The following is a 24,547-nucleotide window of genomic DNA, read 5'->3' on the forward strand; positions in this document are numbered from 1 at the left end:
CGCAGAACCAGGAACCAGAATCTCCTGCCTTTAGGCAGGGGAGCATGTCAAGTTGGATGGCTGAGAACCTCAGGATGGCACACACTGGCGAGAAGAACCCAAGAATTGCAAACTCTCCTTGAGTTCAGTTTAAGTTTGTGGCGTTCCTCCCGATGGCTCTGGCTGCTGGTGGCGGGCCTGGGCCCGTTGCAGGGCTTCTCGCACCACAGCAAAGCCCGTTCCCCCGGCGCTGAGCCGCGTGGCCACCACCTGGCGGGGCTCAATGGCCGTCAAAATGTCCGCCTCAAAGGCCGGGTGGAAGGTTTTCCAGCGCTCCAAGGGCAGATCCCGCAGCAGGATCCCCTCTGCCAAACAAATGCGCACAATCTGCCCCACCAAATCATGGGCTGTGCGAAAGGGGATCCCTTTGCGCACCAGGTAGTCGGCCACATCGGTGGCGTTGGAGAAATCTTCCTGCACAGCAGCGGCCATGCGCTCAGGTTGAAATTGGATCCCTTCCCGCAGCAGAAGGGTCATCGCCTCTAGGCAGGCTTTCAGGGTATCGACCGTGTCGAATAGCCCCTCTTTGTCTTCTTGGAGGTCTTTGTTGTAGGCCAGCGGCAGCCCCTTCAAGGTGACCAACAAAGCCTGGAGATGGCCAAACACCCGCCCCGCCTTGCCGCGCACCAGCTCCGGCACATCGGGATTTTTCTTCTGGGGCATGAGGCTGGAGCCGGTGGCACAGGCATCGGTGAGGGTGACAAAGCCGAACTCCTGGGAAGCCCAGAGGATCACCTCTTCCGAGAGGCGGCTGAGATGCACCAAAATCAAGCTGGCGGCAGCGTGGAACTCCACCAGGTAGTCCCGGTCGCTGACGGCATCCAAGCTGTTGGCGCTGATCCGCTCAAATCCCAGCAGATGGGCGGTGAGCTGCCGATCAATGGGCAGGGAAGTGCCGGCCAAAGCCCCGGATCCGAGGGGGCAGACATTCACCTCTTCCCGCACCCGCCCCAGCCGTTGCCAGTCTCGCCAGAACATTTCTTCATAGGCCAAGAGGTGGTGGGCCAAGCTAATCGGCTGAGCCCGTTGCAGATGGGTGTAGCCGGGCAGGATCGTCTCCAGATGCCGCTCGGCCAAGTCCAACAAAACTCCGCGCAGCTCCCAGAGGGCTTGACGAAGGTGATCGATTTGATCCCGCAGATAGAGGCGCAGATCGGTGGCCACTTGGTCGTTGCGGGAGCGCCCGGTATGCAGTTTTTTTCCCACTTCCCCCACCAAAGCCACCAAACGACGCTCGACGGCATAGTGGACATCCTCTGCCTCTGGATCGGGCCGGAAGGTGCCGGCAGCCGCCTCCTGTTGGATCTGCTCCAATCCCTGCCGGATCTGGTCGGCCTCTTGCCGGGTCAGGATGCCACAAGCGGCCAACATTTGCACATGAGCCAGGGATCCGGCCACATCGTAGGGCAGCAGGCGGATGTCGAAGCCGATGCTGGCGTTGAAGCGGGCGATGGCAGGATGCAGGGATCCCTCAAAGCGCTGGCTCCAGGGGCGAGGGGTGGAAGTTACCGTCGGCTCAGACATCGGCTGGGAACCGGAAGAATGGGGAGAAGGATTGACCACCGTAGGAAGACCCCACTGCAGTTGTGGAGAAAAAACACAGAAACCGACCGCCGACGGCCAAAACCCCGCCGGCTCAGGCCAACTGGATCCAGCTAGAGCAATGGTGACAAGGCCCTAGTGGGAGCTGGTGATGCTCTTGAGCATGTAGCCCGCCACGATCCCTATCAAAAGCGCCCAAATTTGGCCCGATTCCACAAAGCCATTCCAACCCTTGCGGATATCGCCCAGCACATCCTGTCGGAACACCTGCCCGACAATCATTTCCGTCTGGAAAGCCGCGGGGGCCGGCAAGTAAACCGAAGCGGTCTCAGACCCAGAAGAAGAGAAGTTCATGGTTACGCCTCAAGTGCAGATAATCGGGAAAGAGTGCAGCCAACCCTGTAGCTCCACTAGCTAGAGTGTACCCTGAGTTTAAGCCTTCTGTGGCTAGGCTGGCTCGGAGTCGGGCAACACCTTCAACACCACCAGCGTTGTATCGTCCACGGGCTCAGGCCGCAGGGAAATTTCATCCTGCAACAGGAGCTCTGGATCCGCAGGCAGCCACAGGGGAAGAGGATGGGATCCCCGACGGCCTCGGAAGGCATCCATCTGCTCAAACAAGCTCTCCAAAATGTCTTCGGGGGAGTCGTAGCGACGGGCAGCGTACTGGATGGCGTCCATCAGCCCAGAGGTTTCCAAGCGCTCGCCGCGGGTGTTGGCTGTCTCCGTGTAGCCATCGGTGTAGTACACCACCACATCCCCGGGTTGCAGTTGCACGCAGCTTTCCGAGTAGTGGCTGTTTTCTTCCAAGCCGATCAGCGCCCCCTCTGTGTCCAGGGGTTGAATTTCTCGGGTGCGGGCCTGCCACCACAGGGTGGGGTTGTGGGCCGCGTTGCTGAAGCAGAGGCGATGGGAGCGGGGATCGTACTCCGAATAAAACAGGCTGATGAAGCGATTGGAGTTTTCCAGGTCACTGTACATGGCCCGGTTCAGATGTTGCAGAACACGGGCCGGCGAATGGCGGTTGAGGGCCTCCGCCCGCACCATGGCGCGGGTCATGGTCATCAACAGGCCGGCGGGCACCCCTTTGCCCATCACATCCCCAATGACGATGGCCAAGCGAAAGCCTGCCGTTTCTTCAGATGAGTCGGATGTTTCCAGGCGTTCGCCGGGAATCTTGATGAAGTCATAGTAGTCGCCCCCCACTTTGCTGGCCACCCGGCAACGGGCTGCCAAGCGAATCCCCTTGACTTGAGGGCACTCCCGAGGTAGCAGTTGGGTCTGGATGTAAGAGCCAATCTCCATTTCTTTTTCCAGAGCCATCTTGCGGCGCAAGGCTGCCGTCAAGCGGTCATTTTCGATGGCCACCCCTGCCTGATCGGCGACCAAGCGCAACAGTTGTTGGCGACGTTCATCCCAGTGGTAGCCAGGCTGACGGCTGAAGACGTACAAGCGACCCTGGACAGAGTTGCGAATCAGCAGCGGCGTGCCGAAAAGGCGTACATCCGGCCCCAAGCTCTGGCGGAACCGTTCGTCCAAGAGGTGTTCAAGGGCAGGGATCTTAACAGACAGGGATCCCTCCGTTTTGAGAATGGGCTCTTGAGCCGAGAGGGTCTGGGTAATTTGCTCCATCTCAGCCCGAATCTGCTCGCGGTGATTGAGATCAGAGCAATGCAGTTGATCCAACTGGATGGTGCCGTTGGGATTGAACAAAACCAGGGCTCCGCCTTCGGCATCGGTCAGTTGGCTGGCCACAAAAGCCGTCAGCTCCAGGATCTGGTTCAAGTTGTTAAAAGAGCGCAGAGCAAAAGCCAGCCACGCCAGCAGATACTGCATCCGATGGTGTTCTCTCTCCAGTTCTGCCACCCGATCCGGCATTGCAGGGGCAGGCACAATGGCCGGCTTGACCTCCGGCAGCTCTCTATCATCGGACGCAACGGCACCTGAAGAGGTGGGATCCTCATCCTGGCCGGTCTGAGCTGAGCGCAAGTCCCCCGAATTGTCCGTGGGCGACAGCGACGGAGCATTGGGGGGGAGGGGATTTTTGCCCGAATCCTGGGCCAGCAAGGACTCTGACCACAAAGAATCTGACAGCCCGGCAGGGGGCTGCCCTAAAACGGCCTTTTGGGGGCTGTGATCATCCATCGGGAAGACTGGCGTTAATCCCTTGGAAACGTAACGAAACAGCTTAGCAAAAATATCACAAGCTTCATCACACTCATCCCTCACACCCAGCGATGCTGACGGGATCCCTGGCACAGTTCCCGGTAGAGCTGTTCCACCTGGTTGATGTTGTGGCTGAGGGTATAGCGCTCCAGCACCCGCTGGCGGGCCTTCATCCCCAGCAGTTGGGTAAACTCCCGTTGATCCCGCAGCAAAGGCAGCAGCGTTTGCAGCTCCGCCGTCACCCGTGTCGGATCCAGCAGGATCCCGGCTCCATCGGCCAAAACCTCGCCATCGGCACCCACATCGGTGGCCACTGCTGCCAGCCCACAGGCCATCGCCTCCAACAGGGACAAAGAGAGCCCCTCGATCAAGGAGGGCAAAACAAACACATCAGCCCCTCGCAAGATCTCGATGCGTTGCTGCTCGTCGGCAATATAGCCCAGCCAGTGGATCCCATGTTGAAGGGTGTAGAAGGGCTTGAGGGTGTTGAGCAGCGGCCCATCCCCCACGATCAGCAGACCACACTTCTCCCCCATTTGGGAGTGTTTCCAAGCCTTGAGCAGGGCCTCCAGGTTTTTCTCCGGCGAAACCCGCCCCTGATAGACGAAGATCCGCTCCAGTCCCAACCGCTGTTTGAGGGTGGAGGGCCCAGGCGCATACTTGTCCACATCCACACCATTGGGAATGACCACCACCTGTTGGGGGCGCACCCCCAGCTTGACCAAGATCTCCCGCTGCGTTTCCGAGAAGACAATGGTGCGGTGATAGTTGGCCAAACACGGGGCGTAGAGCTGGTAGGCCAAGTATTGGGTGCGAGAGGCGATGTTGCGCCGCCGCCGGTCGAAGGCCGGGTGGAAGGTGGCCACCAGCGGCTGGTTGAGCTCAGCACAGATCTCCGGCAGCACAAAGTCGATGGGAGAAATGGTCAAGGAGGCATGTACCAGATCCGGCTGCAATTCCTTGAGGGCCTGGGTGAGCAACCGCTTGGCGTTGGGGGCCGGGATCGTGTAAATCTGCGATTTGTACAGACAGGGGAGGGAAACGTCTCGACGATCCAGCTCCGCCCTCCAGCCTTCACCTCCAGGATCCAGGGCGGGCGGTTGGCCCTCGTTGGTGAAGTGAAAAAAGCTCACTTGATGCCCTCGATCCAAAAGGCCGTTGGTCATCTCGCGGCTATAGGTGACGTTGCCACAGAAAGGTGTCTTTTTGCCTATCCAGGCGATGTGCATGGGCGGATCCCCGCGGAGCTGAAACGCTGAGCTGCAAAGGGAGTCTCGATGCTCAAGCCTCTACAAGAGTAGCAGAGTTAGCTCCTGCCTTGGCCCGTCCCCTCGGAAGAGGATATCCAACCTCGCGCTGCGGCAGGATTTACGAGACCTCTCTGCCCAATAGGCTCCAGGTGTACAGCCCCGCCAGCCCCGTCAGAACAGACAGGGCCACAAACATCCAGGGAAGGCCAAAGCAAGCTTCCGCCAATCCCGTAAACACCAGCGGCAAACTGAGGGCAATGTTGGCGGCGTTGTTCTGGAGCCCAAAAATCTTGCCCCGCAGATGGTCGGGCGTTTCCTCTTGGATCAAGGTTTGCATCGGCACCGCCACCAGAGCCCCGCCACAGCCCAACAGGGCAATCCAGCCCAAGCTGGGCAGCAGCCAGTGGGTCGTCCAGGAGAGGGCTGCCAGAGCCCCACAGAGCAGCAGGGATCCCAGGCCAACCCAGGCGCGGCGGCTCACCCGTCGGCCCGTATGGCCCACCCAAAAGGCGCCGATCCCCATGCCTAGGCCAGCAGCGGCCAACAACACCCCGAACTGATCCGGCTTCAGCTCTGCCATCACTTCGGCCATGCGCACCGCCAAAACTGCCAGCGCCGCAAACAGCGAGTAAAGCACCACCACCTGCACCAAAGCAGCTCGGATCAGGGGCACCTGGCCGACATAGTGCAGGCCCAAGCGGAGATCTTCCCAGAGGTGGGGGACTTCCCAACGCCGGGGCTCTAGCTTCTCGTGGGGTTGCAGCAGCAATAGCAGGGATCCCGCCAAGAGGTAGGCTCCTCCCACCAACAGCTCCGGCCCCACTTCCCAGCCCGGCAACCAATGGCTTACCCAACGATCCGCCAGGGTTAACAGCGGCTCCCCCACGGCAAACCCGACGATCAGCGAAGCCATCATCGTGGTGGTGTACAGGGAGTTGGCCGCCAGCAGCTCTCGCTTCGGCAGGATCAGGGGCAAAGTCGCCTGCTCGGCAGGAGCAAAAAACTGGGTCAGAACCGAGACGGCAAAGCTCACCAGCAACAGCCCCGCAAACCCCAAGGGGATCCCCGGCCAAAGGTCGCGCCCGGCAGTGAGCCAGAGCAGCGGCGGCAACAGCAGCACCAGGATCCCACGCCCCAGGTTGGAGAGCACCAACACCCCTTTTTTCAGCCAGCGATCCACAAATACCCCTGCCAGGCTGCCCAATAGCATCGCCGGCAGCGTAAAAGCCAGCATGATGGCCGAGACCTGACCGCTGATGGAAGCCCCTTCCGGCTGAAATTCGCGGGCAACCAACCCAATCAGCAGCACCAACAACACCTTGTCCGCCAACTGGGAACACGCCTGCCCCATCCACAGCAGCAGGAAATTGCGCCGGCGCAGCACGGCAAGAAAGTTTCTCAGGCCCGGCTCAGACAGACCTTGATCTTCTTTCTCTTCTTTTTGCCCTTTTTCGGGATCTTCAGGAGATGGCTCTGGCAAGGGATCCCCAGGAGAACACTCCGGCGAGCTGAGGGCGGGGCTTGCTGTCGGCTCAGGCGAGAGAGCTTCTGACTTCAGCCCCCAAGTTGGCGTTGACGCAGGTGGGGGATTCTGGAGAGGGGAACTGGGGTGGCAGATCCCTGCCCCTCCCTCCGGCCAGCCCCATCGTTGCTCCAAAGTCATCATGCTCCCCAGGTGACCTGCCCATTTCCCCGACGTCGGCCCCACAACAGAATGGGATCCCGTCAGCAAACAAAAGTGGAAATGGGGTGCCCCGATCTTATCTTGGCCCGCCTTCCAATCCACCAACCCAAATCTTGGGAATCGGCAGGCTTATCCTTCTGCGGCAGATAGAGAGCGCAAGGGATCCGGGATCGACTCGCTGGGAGCCACAAAGCTGCCCTTCTCTACAAAGGTTAAGCGCAGGCTCAGCCAACGAATAAAATCCGCGTTGGTGGATACCACTGCCCCCAGGGGCTCCTTCAACTTGTCCCGCAGGGGCTTTAACTCTGGAGCTTCCATGAAGGCCGGCTGGGGCACCCAGAAGAAATCGACAGGGCAATGGCGCTCCTCGCAGTATCGACGACGCTCCTCCAGCACCTCTTCCAGGGGCTCAGAACGTAAGAAAGACAGGCTGGCAACGACAAAATGATAGGTAGTCGGTTCGGCAGCAGACATAAGATTGCTGTGGAACTGTGTTGAGAATAAAGGCTAGAGCCGGGCGTCCACCGCTCCTTGCAGATCCTCTCCCTCAGAGAGAGGCAGATTTGAGCAGGTGCGGGGCCGGATCGCGGGAGCTACACAGCGGCTGACAGTCTTCCAACTGCCGGAGAACGGGTAGCCGCGCCATGACTTCCTCAGGGGGCATGGAGTGTTCTGAAGCCTGCTTGAGGGTAGGTAGAGCCTGAGCTGCCCATTCCCGAGCCCAGGGAGCGGACTCAGGAGTTTCCTTCTCCTCCAACAGCTCTTGGCAGAGGGCGGTTGACCGCTCCAAGTCGCCGCTGCCCTGATAAGCCATAATCAGAGCCACACGAGCCAAAACGCATTCTTCCGGATCTGCCCTCGAGCCATTGCGCTCGCTCAGGCGGCGGGGCAAACTCTCTTGTCTTTCTTGGATGGAACAGCAGTAGCAGAAGGACTCGAGAAGGTTGATCGCCTCCAGGTAGCGCTCCTGCTTGAGAGCAGTAATGCCGGCGCGGAGGGATCCATGAGGGTGAGACATGAGCCTAAGCACAAGAAAAAGATCTCAGACGGACTTGCACCCAAGGGTTATCCAGTTAGTGACCCGTCTTCTTATCCAAGGTTTCGTGTCTAAAACTACTATACACCCTCTGGACAAGTGACCGCCGATTTACTCTTCCTCTTAAGCTTGTGGAAAGGGCGCTCAACCCTTACGGGCTAGGGTGTAGGCGCTGACATAGTGAGTCTCCCGGCGCAGCACCGCACAGCCTGCCTGTTGCAGGCGCACCCCCAGATCGTCGTGGATGTAGTCGCGGTAGTAGGGTTCGTGGAAGGTTTGCATAAAGGCTTCCATCGTCTCCTTCAGCTCTGGCGAATCCAGCAGTTGCACCGAGTCGCAGATGACCACCACGCCCCCTGGCTTCACCACCCGACTCATCTCGTTGATGACATTTTGTCTGGCCGGGCCAGGCAGCTCATGAAAGAGAAAAACGCTGATGACGGCGTCAAAGGTGGCATCGGCATAGGGCATGGCCTCGGCGTTGGCGCGGATAAGCTGGGGCAGTTCCCCCGGCAGCTCCTGCAACAGTCGGTTGGCCTTGCGCAGATAGGCGGGGGAAAGATCCAGGCCATACAAAGCTGCTTTGGGCAGGGATCCCCGCAGCAAGCGCAGCATCCGCCCCGTGCCACAGGCTACATCGAGGATGTGGGGGCTGACCAAGGTGGGATCCAACGCATCTTTGAGCAGGCGAATCACCCGACGGCGCATTGCATCCGCTGTGCCCCCAAACAGCAGCTCCACCTGCAGGTCATAAAGCTCAGCCGAGCTGTCGCTCAGATAGCCGTTGGTTTGGTAATGAAAATTTTGCAGGTAGTATTTCGGATAGCCCTCGGTGGAAATGTCTTGAGAAAACTCTTGGTAACGCTTGCTGTGAACCCGCCGAGTAATTTGCGGCAAATCCAACCACACCTGTGGGTAATAGCGGGCAAAGTCCAGCCAGGGGTTGTCGAACAGGAGCGCGTGCGGGTAGTACCCTGCCTCAGCATCTTGCCAGTCCGCTTGCAGGAGTTGTTCATAACGGGCCCGCAACACCTGTAGCGTGTCAGCGCTCACCCGCACCTTGGCCCGCGGCGGCGGGGTTCTTCCGGAGGAGAAGCTTTGCAGATCCCTGAGCACGGAGAGCATCAGATCTGAAGCTTGGGTGGAGAGCGCTTTGTGGGCAAAGCCGAAGATGTTTTTGCCCCACTGAAAAGCGCGGTAGGCAGCTTCTCCGACTGGAGATGGGATCGGCAGCGACAGCTCAGGACTCAGTTGTAGGCTCATAACCCTGCAAGGTGCGAATGAAGAATGAAGGCTTAACGTTTGTTTACACTTAAATTATAGCAAGGCGGCCACGCCGGGCCGGCAGCCGCTGGGCGCGGGGAAAACCTGGCGGAATTGGATCCCTGAGCACACCCCATCTGGCCAAGCAGGGGAGTACTCTAGTGGTGTCCTCAAAAGGATGTCCCCGATTGCCCTATGAGCTGGAGGAAGGGGCTGATCAGGTCGATTTGATAATGGGAAGAGGGAGCGCCTCAGCATGACAACCAAGACGGTGTTGGTCATTGACGATAGCATCATGATTCGCAAGATGGTGGCCAGCATCTTGGCCGATCAGTTCCAAGTGGTGGAGGCCAAAGACGGGTTGACAGGGCTGGAAGCGGCCAAAAAACATCACCCCGACCTGATCCTGCTGGATTTTGTCATGCCCAAGATGGATGGCTACGACACCCTCCAAGCCATCCGCCGCGAAGACAGTCTGAAAAATACCCCCGTTATCATGATGTCGGGGATGAAGGAACAAGTGACAGCCCGCATCCCTGAGCCTTTTGTCGACTTCGATTTTATCGAAAAGCCGTTTGAAGCGGAGACTCTTCTGGCTCAAATCCAAAAGGCCCTGCAGGTGACTCCTGCGGCGGCAGCGGAGCCGGGATCCGAAACCAACACCCAACTGATTCTGAACCGGCTCACCGCCATCGAGACGCTGCTTATCCAAGGTACGGAAAACCTGATCCAGCGGGAAGTAGTGACGCGGCTTGCCAACCTCAACCAGCGCCTAGATCGTCAGGAGTCTCACAGCGCTAACCTAGAAGAGCAAATCCGTAAGCTCACCAGCGAAGTGGAACGGCACAGCCAGGGCTTAGCCCTAATCGTCAAAGAGCTGCGGCATATCCGTAAACTATTGGGGGGTCTTGATGGCTGAGCAAAGCTTTGAGCGCGCCTACCGACACCTGGATGCGGTGACGGCTCTATTTGTGGCCGTGCTGCTGATCTCCAACGTTGCTTCCAGCAAGATCGTTCTTCTGGGGCCGTTTACCTTTGACGGGGGCACCATTCTCTTCCCCCTCAGCTATATCTTTGGCGACATCCTCACCGAAGTCTATGGCTATGCCCGCTCGCGACGGGTGATCTGGCTGGGATTTATCTCGGCGGCCCTCATGTCGGTAACGTTCATGATCGTGGGATCCCTGCCTGCGGCCCCCGACTGGCCCTATCAAGAAGCCTACGACCAGATTCTGGGCCTGACGCCCCGCATTGTCCTGGCCAGCTTAATCGCCTATTGGGGAGGCAGCTTTGCCAACGCCTACGTACTGGCCCGGATGAAGGTGTGGACGCGGGGACGGTGGCTGTGGACGCGCACCATCGGCTCTACCTTGGTGGGCCAAGCGGTGGACACGGGTCTGTTTGTCACTTTGGCTTTTTGGGGGGTGTTCCCCGGCCTGGGCAGCTTAATACTCTCCAACTATGTGTTCAAGTGTGCCGTTGAGGTGGCGTTTACGCCCCTGACCTATGCCATTACCGGCTGGCTAAAGCAGCAAGAACAAGAAGACTACTTCGATGTGGCAACCGACTTTAACCCCTTCCGCCTCCAGCCTGTATCCAGGTGAGTCCATCAACTGCCCCAACGGATTTGGCTTTGAGAGGGATCCCATTTTGGTATAGTCAAAGCGTCATCCTATTTATCCTGCTGCCATCCGGTGTTACCGGGAGCTTTTATCCAAGACAAGACTTTTGTGAGGGATCCGCAAGATGATGCTCGTTTTCCAAGTTGCTTTGTTGGTGTTGGTGCTTTACAGCTTGCTCTTGGTGGTGGCGGTGCCGGTGCTCTACAGCTCAGCCAGCGACTGGAGCCGGGCCAAGAATGTGATTCTGGTGGGATCCCTGCTCTGGGTGCTGATGGTGATTGGGGTGGGGGTGCTGAGTTTCCTCAAGTGAAGCCGTAGAAGGGCGAGGGCCAATCCACCGAAGGTCACCTTGTGGTCGCAATCAGCGTTGCGTGGGAGCTGCACCGTGGGTGTGGCGGCCCAAAGTTTTTATCTGGGATCCTGGACGAACTACGCACTTCCGCACCTCGATAAGCCTTAAGCTCTCTCGGTAGAGGGGATCCCATCCTCTACAATGGACGGCGAGGCGTCGGCCTTGCTTGCCATCGGTCAGGCTGTCTACAGGCCGCGCTAGTGAGCTTTGAAGGTGCTGAGGTGTTTCAACCAGCGGAGGTTTGGGTGTTGAGAGCAGTGATGAGAGCAGGGAAATGTTCGCAGGAACTTGGCCTTGCTCGGCGAGGAATGAGGCTGGCCTTGGCGGGCCTGTTGATGGGGAGCCTGGGATCCCTGGTGATGCCCCATTCTGCAGAGGCGCAGTCGGGTTTGGTGATCACCGGCAGTGAAGGGGTACCTGTCCTCAGCTATCGGCTCGATTTTGGCGGGGTTCGCAGTCGTTTGGATCGCTATCGCCTGACCATTCCCCCCCAGAATGTGGCGGTGGCAGAAGTGCAGATCAACGGGGACAGGAATTTCGATGGCCGCATCGATCCGGAAAGTGTCCGCCTGGAGGTAGAAGGCCGGCCTGTAGAGCTGGATCAAGTGTACTGGAACGAGGAGTTTCGCTCTCTAGAGGTGGTGGCCCGTCAACCCATTGCTGCCGGTCAGGAGATCCGTCTGGTGCTCTCCAACGTGCGCAACCCTTCATCTGCCGGTATCTACCGTGTGGAGGCGCGGGTACGGGGTACGGAACCCAACCCCCTCTTCCGGAATGTGGGCAACTGGCTGATTACCATTGAAGACCCAGAGCGGATTGGCTTCTGATCTATTGACCCGATGATCTGACCTACTGTTGATCTTTGCGGCGATCCTATAGGCACAGCCCTTTTGCGGGTCTGGGACAGCGACACCCAAGTTCCCGGCCAGTTGGGGTGGGATCCCTCTGCAAGTGTTTGTTCGCCGTGGTATGGGCTGCTGGAAAAAGCCGGAGTTCTGAGTTTTTCTAAGAATGGGGATTGTGCAAATCCGGCAAGTTTGGGTGGGGGAGTGTTTACCTTGTTGCTTGCTGACACCTGGTATCCCAATTGGTGGCAAGCTCTGATTTTGGGCATGGTGCAAGGGATCACCGAATTTCTGCCCATTAGCAGCACGGCCCATCTGCGGGTGTTTCCGGCTTTGGTGGGATGGCCGGATGCGGGCGCTTCGTTTACGGCGGTGATCCAGTTGGGCAGTTTGGGGGCGGTGCTGATCTACTTTGCCTCTGACCTGCGCCAGTTGATCCTCGGCTCTTGGAAGGCTTGGCGAGAACGAGATTTTCAGCAGGAGCCTTGGCGGCTGTCGGTCGGGATCTTGGTGGGAACGGTGCCGATTGTGGTGGTGGGGTGGGCCATCAAGGCCATTTGGGGATCCCCGCCCCGCCAGTTGTGGGTGATCGCCGTCGCAGCCATCGGCTTGGCTGTGTTGTTGGGCTGGGCAGAGCAAACGGGCAAACGCCAGCGAGACCTTCACAGCTTAGGCATTTGGGATGGGATCTGGGTAGGGCTGGCCCAAGCTTTGTCCCTGATCCCTGGGGTGTCGCGCTCCGGCTCGACGCTGACGGCAGGGCTGTTTCTCCATTTGCAGCGCTCGGCTGCCGCTCGCTACTCCTTCTTGCTGGGGATCCCGGCATTATTTTTGGCGGGGGTTGTGGAGTTTATCTCCGAGTTCGAGGCAGAGGCCCTGCTGCCGCAGGGGTTGGGGACGCTTTCGGCCTTCGTCTTTTCCTACTTGTCTATCGATTGGCTAATTCAGTTTTTGCAGCGCAGCAGCACCTGGCTGTTCATCGTCTATCGGGTTGGCTTTGGCCTGTTCATTTTCTTGGGGTTGGCCCTGGGGTTCCTGAAACCCTAGGCTGGGTTTTGCAGCTCCTTCCTTCACCCTTGCTCCCGCAGGCTCTGCAGCGTCTTGGGCAGGTGCTCCGCCAGGTGGGCCGGATCCACCCCTGTTAGACCGCGTTCCCGCGCCAGCTGGATAGCCGCTTGGGCATGCCACCACACCCCGGCACAGGCGCAGTTGGAGAGGATGGTACTGTGCATTGCTGAGGCAACGCTGCGGCCCCCTGCTGACGCCCGCAACCTGTCCAGAGTGGATCCCACCTCACGGCCCAGGGAGCAGGCCACCAGCCCCCCAATTAAGCCGGTCAAGACATCGCCGCTGCCACCGCGGGCCAAAGCCGGTGTGCTCTCTGGGTTCACCCAGCATTCCCCAGTGGGAGAGGCGATCACCGTCCGCGCCCCCTTCAAAACCACTACAGCTCCACTCTGGGCTGCCGCCCTTTGGGCTGCCTCGATGCGATCCCCAAGCGGGATCCCCGGAAAAAGCCGCCGAAATTCCCCCAGGTGGGGGGTGAGGATGGCCTGGATCCCGTTTTCTGGCAGGCGCTCTACCCCCATCTCCGCCAGAGCATTGAGGCCATCCGCATCGATCACCCAGGGGATCCCGGCCCAATCCCGCAGCAGGAGTTCCAGCAGAGGCAAACGGGTTTCTCCCAAGCCCGGCCCCACGGCCACCGCCTGAAAGGGTTTCAAGGACTTCGTCCCGCTGTCGCGATCAGCCACCGGCGGCAGAGAAGGGATCCCTTCCCAGGCATGAACCAAAACCTCTGGCAAGGCGCTGTGGATCAGTCCTTTCAACTCCGCCGGCGCCGCCATCGTCACCATGCCCACCCCGCTGGCGCGGGATCCCAGCCCCGCCAACACCGCTGCTCCAGCATAGGCTGCCGAGCCTGCCACCAACAACAGGGATCCCTGGCGGTATTTGTGGGTATCCAAAGGGGGATCCGCGGGAAAGTGCTGCCAAGGCCGCAGCAACAACCGGGGAACCTCATCCTCTGGGCAGGCCCAAGCGGGGATCCCAAAATCAACGCGATGTAACCGTCCTACCCAAGGCAGAGCTGCTTCCTGCCACAGCCCCCGTTTCCAAAGGCCAAGGGTATAGGTATGGCTGGCGCGAATGCAGCAGCCCCAGACTTCCCCGGTTTGGTCGTTGAGGCCAGACGGCAAATCCAGGCTGAGGATGGGGATCCCACTGCCATTGGCCCACCCCACCGCCCCCGCCCAAGGCTCCCCCAAGGGTCGGTTCAAACCGATCCCAAACAGGGCATCGATGAGCAAATCGCAATCGGCCAGCTCCTCAAGCTGCCCCACAAACTCTGCCCCCAGCGCCTTGAGATAGCGGGCGTGGTCTGCCGTCAGGGGTTTGAGATCCGGCTTGCCCAGCCACACCTTCACCGACTTTTGGGCCAGCCATAGCTCCCGCCCAACCACCAACCCATCGCCACCGTTGTGCCCTGTCCCACAGAGGATCCCAATGCGATGGGCTTGCGGAAAATCCTTCTGCAACTGAGCAACAACGGCCAGCCCCACCTTCTCCATCAGAGCGGCAACGGGCATGCCGGCAGAGAAGATCTGCTCCTCAATGCGCTGCATCTGTGCGGAACTGACCAGGCTGATGGCCGGATCGAACTGGCAACGAGAACCCATATCGCTACGCAACGCTGTTGCAACCGGCGGCATTGCTGAGGGGAGATGGCTCATGGCTAAGTTGCGCTAATCGAGCTTAGCTCTATCACATTCCCATCCGGATCCCGGAGGAACACTGCCGCTCGCCCGGAAGCGCTCGGTTGCACCTCATACCCTTCCTGCCGCAGGCGAGCCTTCACCGCTTCCAAGTCATCTACCCCCAGCGCCACATGGGGATTACGCCCCCACTTTGAGGATCCCGTTCCGCTTCGCTGCCGTGGATCCATCGGCTCCTCGGCCACGATTAAATGAATTTGGGAGGAACCTACTTGATACCAAGCGCCGGGAAAGTTAAACGCAAAGCGTTCCGCCTTGGGGAGCCCGAGCACTGTCCCGTAAAAATGTTCGGCTCTGGCCAGATCGCTTACCCAAAGGGCGGTGTGCAGGTGCTGGTAGGTTGGCTTTCGTGGAGTAGTCATCGTCTTGGCGGCGGATCTTGACCCGAGGGCTTTGCAGGATCTGGTGCAAACAGGTTTATTTTCTCGCAACAGCCAGCCAAACCTGTGAGCTAAGGTGGAGCTAGCGCACCCGCGACAACCCTACTCTTGTTCTCGCACAGGGGTTGACCTATGGGATCCCGCACCAAGTTTTTTGGCACGGTCTTGGCCATGCTGGCCGTGAACAGCATCTACATGCAGTTGCAGCAGCTTTCCCTGAGGCTGGAGGAAAGGGATCCCGCTCCCTCTGAGCAGTCTTCTCCAGAGCCTCAAAGCAGCAAGGGCTCCGTCCCGCCAACGCGAACGGAACGGCTGGATCCCTGGCACCGTGTTGCCCAAGTCTTGCAGGGTCTGTGGCCCGGCGATGCGAGCTTGAAAGGACTCCGTTCCGCCAACGCGAACGGGATCCTGTCGCCAGAGTCCACGTCCCCCCTGGAGCCTTGAGTGCCAAGCTGAGAGGGGATATGACGCTTTGCAAAGGGGATCAAACCCCGTACCATAGAGGAGCAGGTTTCTCCGTTTCTCTGTTTTCAATCCCCAGGACTCACCATGGTGCAGCCGTCAGCGACCTCTGGGCAAAAGCCGATTGTGATCGCCCCTTCCATCCTTTCAGCCGATTTCAGCCGGTTGGGGGAGGAAGTACGGGCAGTGGATGAGGCGGGGGCCGACTGGATCCATGTGGATGTGATGGATGGCCGCTTTGTGCCCAACATCACCATCGGCCCGTTGGTGGTGGAAGCCCTGCGCCCGGTGACGGCCAAGCCCCTGGACGTCCACCTGATGATTGTAGAGCCGGAGAACTATGTGGCGGATTTTGCCAAGGCAGGGGCCGACATTATTTCCGTGCACGCAGAGTCCAGCTCCACCATTCACCTGCACCGCACCCTCAGCCAAATCAAGGATCTGGGCAAGCAAGCGGGCGTGGTGCTCAATCCGGCCAGCCCCCTGGAGCTGATCCAATACGTGCTGGAGCTGGTGGATCTGGTGCTGATCATGAGCGTCAACCCCGGCTTTGGCGGCCAGAGCTTTATTCCAGCAGTGGTGCCCAAAATTCGCCAGTTACGGGCCATGTGTGATGAGCGCGGCCTGGATCCCTGGATCGAGGTGGATGGTGGCTTGAAGGGAAGCAACGCTTGGCAGGTGATCGAGGCAGGAGCCAATGCCATTGTGGCCGGTTCGGCAGTGTTCAAGGCCAAAGACTATGCCGAAGCCATTCGCAGCATTCGCAACAGCCGCCGTCCCGAGCTGGTGACAGTTTAAGGTGACAGTTCATTTTGAAGGAAACTGCTCCCTTACTGAAATCCGGCTTGACCCCAGCGCTGCGCTGAGCCAACTCCTCACGTGCCTTTAGCGCAAAGCAGCAGCCCCTTTCTGGGCAGCGTAAGGCCCCGTCCCGCTGTTGGCAGCAGTCGTGCCCAAGCAATGGGGAGGCCCATCGACGGAGGGTGGGATGATCGGCTGCGGCGAAGTGGGGCTGAGAAAAGTCTGACAAAAAGGCACGCGGTTGCGCCGAATATCGGCAAGGTAGGGGGGAGGAATGGTGCCCAGATAGGCGCCCAGCACCTGCTGCTCGGGATCCTCTGGCAACACTTGGTAATACAACATCAGGCGATTATCGGGAAACCAGGCGCGGATAAGCCTTTGCAGGGCCTTCAAGTTGAAGCCCGGCTCTTCAGGGTTGCGAATCAGGTGCATTCCCGCCAGGCGCCCGCCGACAAAATAGGCTTGCACATAAAACCCACGGGCATAGATGGGGGGCTCCAAGGAGTTCTGAGATGAAGGGGAATCGGGCAGGTAAAGGGCTTCACCCCCAGGACGCAGTTGCCAGCGGCTCCAGCGGGGATCCTCCCGGTCGCTAGAAAGGGTCTCCCAATTGTTGGCGCGGGCGTAGCTCAAGAAGCGCTCCTCGACCATGCCCAGATAGAGCATTTCCATTTGCAAGGGCAGCCGGGCCCGGGTTTGCAGCAGGGGCAGAGTGCGCACTTCTCCCTGCTTGAGCACCAAGGTTTCCCCCAGCGCCGGGCAAGGTTCCCACGCCAACAAAACTGTCAGGATCCCTGCCCCAACCGCCCGGCCAAGACAGCTAAGACCACGTCTTGCCGAAGCAAGCAGCAGAGGGGTGAGCATCTGTATCTGTAGAGGTAGCCTGAGCTGTGGGCAACTGCCGCCCAACCCAGTAGAAGCAGGGACGTAAGATGAGATCACCGAGAACCCCGAAAAGCCAGAAAAAAGGTGAAGCTAGAGTGCTCTGCACCGCTGACGCGATGGAAGCTCTATTGTAGCCAAAGAGCCAAAGCCTCTTGAAAATTTTAACCTGTTGCCTTGTGTGAATTTTCTTGCAGATCCTGAATGTCTCGAAACTAAGGTACTCCGCGCCGCTGACGCGAACGAAATGAGTGCAACTCTCGAGAACGGCATTCCCGCTGCAGCAGCTTCTGACCGGACAGAATGGCCGGGATTGATCGTCATTGCCGGCCCCACGGCCACCGGGAAATCTCGACAGGCACTGCTTTTGGCCCAACGGCTGGGATCCCCCCTGTTGAACGCCGACTCCCGCCAGGTCTACCGCGAGTTTGACATCGGCACGGCCAAGCCCACCCCTGCTGAGCGGGCTCTCTGGCCCCACGAGCTGATTGACTTTGTGGATCCCTGCCACACCTACACGGTGGCCGAGTTTCAGCAGGCGGCCCAAGCCCGCATCGCCGAGGCCCATCGGCAGGGACAGACTCCCATCTTGGTGGGGGGCACCGGTCTCTACATCCAATCGGTGACTGCTGGCCTAGGGATCCCTGCTGTACCCCCGCAGCCCCAACTGAGAAGACAACTGGAAACTTGGCCCCCTGAGATCCGCTACGCCTGGCTGCAGCAGTTGGATCCCGTTGCCGCCCAGCACATTCATCCCCATGACGCGGTGCGCACGCTGCGGGCTTTGGAGATCGTTTACACCACCGGGAAGCCGGCTTCCAGCCTAAGGCGGGCTCATCCCCCCCATTACCCCATCTTGATCCTGGGGCTGCGCTGCCCAATGCCCCGTTTGGAACAACGCATTGCCCGGCGCACGGCGGAGATGATGGAGCGGGGGTGGATCGAGGAGGTGAAAACCCTGCGGGAGCGCTACGGGCCAGACTTACCCCTCTTGCAGACCTTGGGCTATGCGGAGATCGGCGCTTATCTGGAGGGGCGGATCCCGGAAGCCGAGCTGCAGCCCCTGATTGTGCGGCGCACCCGCCAATTTGCCAAGCGGCAGATGACCTGGTTCCGGGCCCTGCCAGGGATCCAGTGGCTGGACTGCGAGGTCGAGGATCTGCCGGAGCAGATCTGGGATCGGGTTACCGCCTGGATGACCGCTCCGACCACTGTTGAAACCAGTCCCGCCGCCGCTGAGCATCGGCTTTTCGATCCGTAAGGATCTCCAACACCCGCACCCCTTGGGCAGGTAAGGGATCCAAAGCTTGGGCCAGCTCCTGCCAGCTTTCCACTCGCCGGTGGGGAATGTGGTGGGCCTGACAGAGCAGGGCAAAATCCACCGCCTGGGGCGTGGCGAAATAGGGCTCGAAGGGTGGGCCCACCTCAGCGATGGGCAGCAGCTCAAAAATCCCACCCCCCTGGTTGTTGATGAGGAGAATGGTCAGGGATCCCTGCAGGTGAGGGCCAAGCCGCAGGCCGCCGCAGTCGTGCAAAAAGGCCAGATCCCCGGTTAGCAACACCGTCGGGCGCTGCCGGTGGGCCACCCCGAAGGCGGTAGAGAGAAGGCCATCGATGCCGTTGGTGCCGCGGTTGAAGTAGGGCCGGATGCGGCGGTCGTTGGGGGGCCAAAACCACTCCACATCCCGCACCGGCGTGCTGTTGGCAATGAATAGCGGCGTCTCTGGCGGCAGGTGGCGGGCCAGCCACCAGGCTATCCTACCCTCAAACCACTCCGGCAGGTCAGCCATAGCCTGGTCTAAGGCGGTCCGGATTTGCGCTTCGGCTGTCAGCCAGCCCTGCAGAAAAGTTGTTTGCTTGGCCGGTGCTTCTGGGATCCCGGCGACCCACTCCTCTACGGCGAAAGGCAAGTGGGTGGTGGGGTTGTGCAGGGGATCCCCATTCTCAGGACGGGGATCCAACCGCCAAACGCGGGGAGCAACCTTGGCCAGGGTTTGCCGCAGCGCTTTGCTGGTGGGCAGGGATCCCAGTTGGATGACTTGCTGCGGCCAAAGCTGGGGATCATCCCGCTGCAGGATGAGGTCGTAGGTGGTGATGAGATAGGGGTTGAGGGAAGCGTAGTTGCGCAGGGGAGAGAGCCCCTCGGCCAGCACCGGCCACCCCAAAGCCGTCGCCAAATGGGCCACTGCCTCCACATAACGCTGGGGATCCGCCGGTTGAGCCGGCCCCGCCAAGATCACCCCCCGCTCACAGCTGCGCCACTCCTGCCAAAAAGAAACCGTCTCCGTCTGAAAAGGGCTCCGCACCGCCTGGAAGGAAGAGCCGGTGCATGGCGGAACAACTCCACGAAAAAAGGTCTTCTCAAACTCCGGATCTTCCTGCAAATGAATCAAAGGCGCAGTGCTGCCATCGACAATGGGAGTCAAGGGATCCCGGAAAGGCACATTTAAATGCACCGGGCCGGGAAAAGGGTAAAGGGTGCGCTCCCAGGCGTGAACCAGGGTCTGGCGCAAGTAGGCCAGGGCTTCTGGATCCGCGCTGGGCAGGGCCAACTCCGCCTGCCAGTTGGGGTAATGGCCGTAGAGCTTCACCTGGTCAATCGCTTGGCCGGCGCGGCAGTGGCGCAGCTCCGGGGGCCGATCCGCTGTCAAAACCAAAAGCGGCCAGCCACTTTCTGCCGCCTCGATGAGAGCTGGGAAAAAGTGAGCGCCAGCGCTGCCGGAAGTACACACCAGGGGGATGGGCTGCCGGGTTTGCTGGGCCAATCCCAGCGCAAAAAAGGCTGCCGACCGCTCATCCAGCACCGGGATCACCTCGATGTCGGGGTGCTGGGCCAGCGCGTAGGTCAGGGGTGCTGAGCGGGATCCCGGAGACACCACCGCTAAACGGCAACCCAGCCGACTCAAGGTTTCGGCCAACAGGGATCCCCAGAGGGTGTTGAGGTTGCGCCAGTCCAGCCGCCTTGGCAGGACAAAGTTTTCAGCAGTCACATTTCAGCAGTCAGAGTGGAGACAAGGTGTTGAGATCGAATCGGGATCCCGGCGGCAAAAAGTGAATGCGGGCATTGTGCAGCCGAAAATACTCATCCGCCGCCGCCTCCTGAACGGTCGAGTACAGTTGCGTCCCGTCCACAATCGTCACCGTCCCCAAGCCGATCACCTCCATCACATCGTTGGCCTGGATCACCACCGCCGTATTCTCATCAATGCCGATACCCAAACATTGGGGATAGTGGGCCACCGCCGTGACCAGCCGCACCAGGCGATTGCGCTGATGGAAATGTTGATCGATGATGACGCGAGGCAAAAGGCCCAGGCCTGTCTTCACCGTTACAATTGCCGGCGTGGGCGGTTCTCCGCTGTAGCCGCGGGAGATCATCTGCTGCCCCAACGCAGAAGCTCCGGCGCTGGTTCCGGCAATTACCGTCTGCCCCCGCTGCCACTGCTGTCGAATGGCCTCCATCAGCTCGCTGTGGGCCAGCACCTCCGCCAGCCGCTCCTGATCCCCACCCGTGAAGTAGATGCCGGTGGAGAAGCGGATTTTCTCAACGTTATCGGGATCCCTTGCCTCCATCGGGCTGCGGATATCCAGAACTTGGAGGCTGGCTGCCCCCATCTGCTGAAAAATGTTGGCGTAGATCTCCCCCAGCACCGCCGGGATCCCAGAAGCCGCGGGCACGATGGTGATGTGGGCAGACTTTCCCCCCGCTCGGCGGAAGAACTCCCAAAGGATGTGGCGCTCATTTTCCTTATCCTCTGCTCCCCCGACGGCGATGATGTCGGAACGGGCGGTGATGGGATCCTTCACAGTAGGGCGGCTTAGGGGTTGGGCGTCGTTTGTCGGCGTGGAAGGAACTCCGTTCCACTCCAGCTCACGGTGGGCATCAGAGACATCAGGCAAATGGGGCATGGAGCGCGAGGAAGATTAAAATGAGCGCATTTCACTTTCACTATGCTACGGCTTGGGATTCGGTTTGGCGCAGCTCAATTCCAGATTTCACGGAAGAGTCAGGGGTTGGTTAGGGGTCTCAAAAGGGGGAATAATGTTCATAAGAACACCCCTCGTCTCGTCCTTCGGTTCACCCAGCAGGAGCATCCATGGCCAGAAAACCTGACGGATATCTTGTCCACATCATGCTGGAAGGTGGACAAACCATGCAGGTACGGGTCAAAGAAGCCAGAGAATACACCGAGCTGATCAACAACCTCATGGTGGGCGGCGAAGAGTTCATCACCTTGCCCAAGCAAATGGACAATGAGTACATGATCGTGCGTCCTCAACGGGTGTCCGGCGTGTCGGTGGAGGCGATCTACGCTTCCAGCGTTGGCATCGACCTATGAAATTGGGGATCCCTTGCCCAAAGAACGGAATAGCTGGGGATCCCAATACAAAACCCCCGCCACCAGAGCAGGGGCTGCCAGAGGGCTAGACCCTGAAGGGCCTAGAATCCATGGCGTTGGTAGGTCACCCTTGTGGAGGCAAGATCACCTTGTCGATCACGTGGATGACACCGTTGGAAGCTGCAATGTCGGCTGTTACCACATTGGCATCGTTGACCTTGACACCATCAGCCAAAGAGATTTCCACAGGGGATCCCTCGACCGTAACCACTTCCCCAGCTTCCAAAGAGGTAGAGAGAACTTTGCCGGGCACTGCATGGTAAGTGAGAAATCGAAAAAAGTCCCCGAAAAAGATGTTTCTACTGCCCCAAGATGCTTTCTTACAAAGGCTGCGGGGGTATCTTCCACTAAGGTTAGATTTGCAACAATCATCGCAGGGTGGTGGTGAGCAATCCAAAACAGGCTGAAAAAGGATCCCTTGAGGCTGAGGGATCAGTTACGTTTGTCTGCATCTATAATCATTCTGATTCAAACTAAAACGCTGCACCCACACCTGAAGCGTTGAATGCGCGGGGCTGGAAGACTTTTCTTGGTAGCTCAGGCGTCTCACTCTAACCTGAAACGACTGTACTGTTTTGTTTGCTCGAGCTGTCTATCCAGCGGCAGCACGAAAAATAACACCCTCACGGTGCCGAGCAAAGGGATAAATGAGTCAACGAGCTCGTAATAATCCTGGCAGTTGTGCTTACTCTTCTTCCGGCTCGAAGTCTTCGTCGTAGTCGTCCCCGATCAAATCGTCGATATCGTCGATGTCTTCTTCCAAAATCATCTCAGGGACCTCAATGGGCTGCTCGATCAACCGGCCCTCTTTGCGCAACCAGTCAAGAATGGAGAGGCTGCTAGGAGAGGGCACCACCGTTGGCGGCTGATCGCGGGGCTCTTCGCGCAGAGAGGGATTGTGGTAGTACATGCCGTACGGAAAAAGGGCAGTTATCGACGAGGAATGAACTCGGCTTGGATTGATCTCCTCTCAACCGAGGGACGCGGGCTTTCCATCGATATATCCCTCAGTTTAGCCTATGCCTGCCACTCCTGCAAAAAGCGGTGCAGCACCCGCTCCAGTTCAACAGCTCGCGCTGCCTTGAACAGCAGCCGATCCCCGGCTTGCACGTGATGGAGCAAGATTTCCAGTAGTTCGGATACCTCCTCGCAGCGTTCTGTCTGGGCTGCCGGTTTTTGGTCGAGCAGCGGTTGCATTTCTCCTTCGGGATCCAAGAGCAAGATCCGATCCAGCCCCAGAGGGGCAGCCGCCCGACCCACCTCCGCATAGAGCTGAGGCGCATGCTCTCCCAACTCCCGCATCGGGCCGAGAATAGCCCAGCGCCGTTTCCCCGGGGTTTGGGCCAGCAGGTGTAGAGCCGCGATCATCGCTTCCGGCGAGGCGTTGTAGGTTTCGTCCCAGATTTCCACATCTCCTGCCAGCTTGAGATGGCGGTTGCGCCCCTCCAGAGGGGTAGGCAAAGCAATGGGTTCTCGGAGCCGCTCCCAATCCAGCCCCAAGCTGCACAGAGCAGCCAGCACTCCCATCCAGTTGAGGGCATGGTGTCTTCCCGGCAAGGGCACCGGCAGCGTTAGGCCCTCCACAGTTACCGTTTGGGCTTGGGGATCCCATTCTCCCCGTAAGTCCCCCCGATCCAGACCATAGGTAAGGGTTTGTCCCGACCACAGGCTGGCGGCGGTAGACAACAGCAAGGGATCTTCTCCATTCAGCAGAGCCACCCCCTGCCCCAGCTCCTGCAGCAGCTCGCACTTGGCAGCAGCAATGGCCGCGCGGGATCCCAGTCTGCCGATGTGGGCGGTGCCAATATGGGTGATCAAGGCGTGGGTGGGCTGAGCCATCTGAGCCAGGCGGCGAATTTCTCCGGGGCCTCGCATGGCCATTTCCAGAACCACAAACTGATGCTCCGGTTGCATCTGGAGCAGGGTTTGAGCAACCCCGATGTCGTTGTTGTGGTTGGCCTCACTTTTGAGAACTGTGCCGTAGCGGGATAGGGCAGCCGCCAGCATTTCCTTGGTGGTGGTTTTGCCTGCTGAGCCCGTGATGGCCAGTATGGGGGGGGGAAACTGCTCCCGCCAGCCTCTGGCGATGCGCTGGTAGGCAGCTAGGGTATCTGAGACTTGAAAATGGGGCCCGGCCACCGGACGCTGGCTGATGACGGCAATGGCCCCTCCGGCCAAAGCTTGCGGAATGAAGTCGTGTCCATCAAACCGTTCCCCCCGCAGCGCCACAAAGACTGACCCCGGCTGCAATTGGCGGCTGTCGGTGCAAATGGCTTGGACGGGAAGACCCAACAAATGGGGATCCCCCTGCAGGGGAGTTTGCAGCAGGTCAGCCACAGTTCGTAAGGTCAGCATCGGGCAGAAACTCCAATTCGCCTACAGCCTCTTCGTCTATGGTCATTTCAGACCCGATTGAGACATTTCCCAAGCGCTCCCCCTCACCCCCAGCCCCTCTCCCAGGGGGAGAGGGGAGTTGGGGATAGCTGTACAGCTTTTTTCAGCGTTGTTTACCACAGCCAGTGTCAATCAATCTCTTGCGTGGGAAGGCTCCCGCTTGGCTACGGAACTCCCATGAAGTCGGAAAAAGCTGTAAACCCAGTTCCTGGGCAACGCCAATACACGACTGGGTATACGAAGTTGTCAGCTGGGTTGCAGCGTTTCGATCCCAGTCGGGAGGGCGATGATTGCCTCTTTGGCCATGCCGATGAACAGGCCATGTTCCACAACCCCCACCGTCCCTTTGAGTTGATCGGCGATCTTGGCAGGATCCGCCATGGGGCCGAATTGGCAGTCGAGGATGTAGTGCTGCTCGTCCGTCAAGTAGGGATCCCCGTTGGCATTCCGCCGTAAGGTGGCTGTGCACCCCAGAGCCTCTACCCGCGCCAAGGTGGTTTTCCAGCCAAAGCGCACCACCTCTACCGGCACCGGGAAGCGAATGCCCAACTGCGGGACTTTTTTAGAGGCATCGGCGATGATGATCAGCTCGGCAGCGCTGGCCTCCACCAATTTTTCCCGCAACAGGGCCCCTCCTGCCCCTTTGATCAGGTTC

At 59.4% G+C, this 24,547-nt stretch carries 26 protein-coding genes; 9 read left to right on the forward strand and 17 right to left on the reverse strand.

All coding sequences use genetic code 11. From position 1 onward, the window contains the following. Window positions 1-129 precede the first annotated feature (129 nt). From argH to NW856_RS00550, 8 genes are all read right to left on the reverse strand, one after another. Window positions 130-1,563: an argininosuccinate lyase gene (gene argH, locus NW856_RS00515; RefSeq protein WP_414398573.1), complete on the reverse strand. Its 1,434-nt coding sequence runs from the start codon at window positions 1,561-1,563 to the stop codon at window positions 130-132. Window positions 1,564-1,716: 153 nt separating this feature from the next. Next, window positions 1,717-1,935: a hypothetical protein gene (locus NW856_RS00520; protein ID WP_414398539.1), complete on the reverse strand. Its 219-nt coding sequence runs from the start codon at window positions 1,933-1,935 to the stop codon at window positions 1,717-1,719. Window positions 1,936-2,028: 93 nt separating this feature from the next. After that, window positions 2,029-3,726, reverse strand: a complete 1,698-nt coding sequence (locus tag NW856_RS00525) for a PP2C family protein-serine/threonine phosphatase (protein WP_414388236.1) — start codon at window positions 3,724-3,726, stop codon at window positions 2,029-2,031. 80 nt (window positions 3,727-3,806) lie between these two features. Beyond that, window positions 3,807-4,976: a glycosyltransferase family 4 protein gene (locus NW856_RS00530; RefSeq protein WP_414398541.1), complete on the reverse strand. Its 1,170-nt coding sequence runs from the start codon at window positions 4,974-4,976 to the stop codon at window positions 3,807-3,809. Between the two features lie 139 nt (window positions 4,977-5,115). Further along, on the reverse strand, window positions 5,116-6,663 hold the full coding sequence (locus tag NW856_RS00535) for an MFS transporter (RefSeq protein WP_414398543.1): 1,548 nt from the start codon (window positions 6,661-6,663) through the stop codon (window positions 5,116-5,118). A 147-nt stretch (window positions 6,664-6,810) separates the two neighbouring features. After that, complete coding sequence (locus NW856_RS00540; RefSeq protein WP_414388229.1) at window positions 6,811-7,155, reverse strand: MgPME-cyclase complex family protein; 345 nt, start codon at window positions 7,153-7,155, stop codon at window positions 6,811-6,813. Between the two features lie 73 nt (window positions 7,156-7,228). Beyond that, entirely contained in the window at window positions 7,229-7,699 is a 471-nt protein-coding gene (locus NW856_RS00545) for a hypothetical protein (RefSeq protein WP_414398545.1), read from the reverse strand. A gap of 162 nt (window positions 7,700-7,861) precedes the next feature. Continuing rightward, window positions 7,862-8,980: a class I SAM-dependent methyltransferase gene (locus NW856_RS00550; protein WP_011433647.1), complete on the reverse strand. Its 1,119-nt coding sequence runs from the start codon at window positions 8,978-8,980 to the stop codon at window positions 7,862-7,864. Between the two features lie 256 nt (window positions 8,981-9,236). On the opposite strand from NW856_RS00550, the gene NW856_RS00555 reads away from it, so the two are divergent. The 5 genes from NW856_RS00555 (at window position 9,237) to NW856_RS00575 (ending at window position 12,846) form a co-directional block, all read left to right on the forward strand. Continuing rightward, window positions 9,237-9,899: a response regulator gene (locus NW856_RS00555; RefSeq protein ID WP_414398547.1), complete on the forward strand. Its 663-nt coding sequence runs from the start codon at window positions 9,237-9,239 to the stop codon at window positions 9,897-9,899. Next, window positions 9,892-10,584, forward strand: coding sequence for a queuosine precursor transporter (locus NW856_RS00560; protein ID WP_414398549.1), 693 nt, complete (start codon window positions 9,892-9,894; stop codon window positions 10,582-10,584). The genes NW856_RS00555 and NW856_RS00560 overlap by 8 nt, the downstream gene beginning before the upstream one ends. A 142-nt stretch (window positions 10,585-10,726) precedes the next feature. Beyond that, the gene (gene psbZ, locus NW856_RS00565; RefSeq protein ID WP_414398551.1) at window positions 10,727-10,912 is read left to right on the forward strand and encodes a photosystem II reaction center protein PsbZ; all 186 of its coding nucleotides are present in this window, start codon (window positions 10,727-10,729) and stop codon (window positions 10,910-10,912) included. A gap of 350 nt (window positions 10,913-11,262) precedes the next feature. Beyond that, a complete protein-coding gene (locus tag NW856_RS00570) occupies window positions 11,263-11,781 on the forward strand; it encodes a DUF2808 domain-containing protein (protein WP_414374581.1) in 519 nt (172 codons plus the stop codon). A 231-nt stretch (window positions 11,782-12,012) separates the two neighbouring features. Beyond that, window positions 12,013-12,846, forward strand: coding sequence for an undecaprenyl-diphosphate phosphatase (locus tag NW856_RS00575; RefSeq protein WP_414398552.1), 834 nt, complete (start codon window positions 12,013-12,015; stop codon window positions 12,844-12,846). A gap of 23 nt (window positions 12,847-12,869) precedes the next feature. Here NW856_RS00575 and NW856_RS00580 read toward each other — a convergent pair whose 3' ends face one another. Together NW856_RS00580 and NW856_RS00585 are read right to left on the reverse strand one after the other, a co-directional pair. Continuing rightward, window positions 12,870-14,477: an NAD(P)H-hydrate dehydratase gene (locus tag NW856_RS00580; protein ID WP_414398555.1), complete on the reverse strand. Its 1,608-nt coding sequence runs from the start codon at window positions 14,475-14,477 to the stop codon at window positions 12,870-12,872. A gap of 56 nt (window positions 14,478-14,533) precedes the next feature. Continuing rightward, on the reverse strand, window positions 14,534-14,935 hold the full coding sequence (locus NW856_RS00585) for a VOC family protein (RefSeq protein ID WP_414398556.1): 402 nt from the start codon (window positions 14,933-14,935) through the stop codon (window positions 14,534-14,536). Window positions 14,936-15,085: 150 nt separating this feature from the next. On the opposite strand from NW856_RS00585, the gene NW856_RS00590 reads away from it, so the two are divergent. Together NW856_RS00590 and rpe are read left to right on the forward strand one after the other, a co-directional pair. After that, window positions 15,086-15,397, forward strand: a complete 312-nt coding sequence (locus NW856_RS00590) for a hypothetical protein (protein WP_414383965.1) — start codon at window positions 15,086-15,088, stop codon at window positions 15,395-15,397. Window positions 15,398-15,502: 105 nt separating this feature from the next. Next, on the forward strand, window positions 15,503-16,213 hold the full coding sequence (rpe, locus tag NW856_RS00595) for a ribulose-phosphate 3-epimerase (protein ID WP_414331302.1): 711 nt from the start codon (window positions 15,503-15,505) through the stop codon (window positions 16,211-16,213). Between the two features lie 87 nt (window positions 16,214-16,300). On the opposite strand, the gene NW856_RS00600 is transcribed toward rpe, so the two are convergent. Continuing rightward, the gene (locus tag NW856_RS00600) at window positions 16,301-16,993 is read right to left on the reverse strand and encodes a hypothetical protein (protein ID WP_414398557.1); all 693 of its coding nucleotides are present in this window, start codon (window positions 16,991-16,993) and stop codon (window positions 16,301-16,303) included. A 352-nt stretch (window positions 16,994-17,345) separates the two neighbouring features. On the opposite strand from NW856_RS00600, the gene miaA reads away from it, so the two are divergent. Beyond that, a complete protein-coding gene (gene miaA / locus NW856_RS00605; protein ID WP_414398560.1) occupies window positions 17,346-18,359 on the forward strand; it encodes a tRNA (adenosine(37)-N6)-dimethylallyltransferase MiaA in 1,014 nt (337 codons plus the stop codon). Here the strand turns inward: miaA and menD are convergent. Continuing rightward, a complete protein-coding gene (menD, locus tag NW856_RS00610) occupies window positions 18,283-20,088 on the reverse strand; it encodes a 2-succinyl-5-enolpyruvyl-6-hydroxy-3-cyclohexene-1-carboxylic-acid synthase (RefSeq protein WP_414398562.1) in 1,806 nt (601 codons plus the stop codon). The two genes, miaA and menD, sit on opposite strands and share 77 nt — an antisense overlap. 10 nt (window positions 20,089-20,098) lie before the next feature. Beyond that, entirely contained in the window at window positions 20,099-21,007 is a 909-nt protein-coding gene (locus NW856_RS00615; protein ID WP_414398564.1) for a cyanophycinase, read from the reverse strand. A gap of 188 nt (window positions 21,008-21,195) precedes the next feature. On the opposite strand from NW856_RS00615, the gene NW856_RS00620 reads away from it, so the two are divergent. Further along, complete coding sequence (locus NW856_RS00620; protein WP_011433628.1) at window positions 21,196-21,438, forward strand: hypothetical protein; 243 nt, start codon at window positions 21,196-21,198, stop codon at window positions 21,436-21,438. Between the two features lie 124 nt (window positions 21,439-21,562). Here the strand turns inward: NW856_RS00620 and NW856_RS00625 are convergent, their stop codons facing one another. From NW856_RS00625 to rpiA, 4 genes are all read right to left on the reverse strand, one after another. Beyond that, a complete protein-coding gene (locus NW856_RS00625; RefSeq protein WP_414398566.1) occupies window positions 21,563-21,895 on the reverse strand; it encodes a fasciclin domain-containing protein in 333 nt (110 codons plus the stop codon). 288 nt (window positions 21,896-22,183) lie between these two features. Further along, window positions 22,184-22,408: a DUF3134 family protein gene (locus tag NW856_RS00630; RefSeq protein WP_011433626.1), complete on the reverse strand. Its 225-nt coding sequence runs from the start codon at window positions 22,406-22,408 to the stop codon at window positions 22,184-22,186. A gap of 107 nt (window positions 22,409-22,515) precedes the next feature. Beyond that, window positions 22,516-23,853, reverse strand: coding sequence for a UDP-N-acetylmuramoyl-tripeptide--D-alanyl-D-alanine ligase (locus NW856_RS00635; protein ID WP_414398568.1), 1,338 nt, complete (start codon window positions 23,851-23,853; stop codon window positions 22,516-22,518). 285 nt (window positions 23,854-24,138) lie between these two features. Next, a partial coding sequence (gene rpiA / locus NW856_RS00640; RefSeq protein ID WP_414398571.1) for a ribose 5-phosphate isomerase A occupies window positions 24,139-24,547 on the reverse strand: 409 nt, incomplete at its 5' end.

Source organism: Synechococcus sp. R3-13, from assembly GCF_047462195.1.
GTDB lineage: Bacteria > Cyanobacteriota > Cyanobacteriia > Thermostichales > Thermostichaceae > Thermostichus.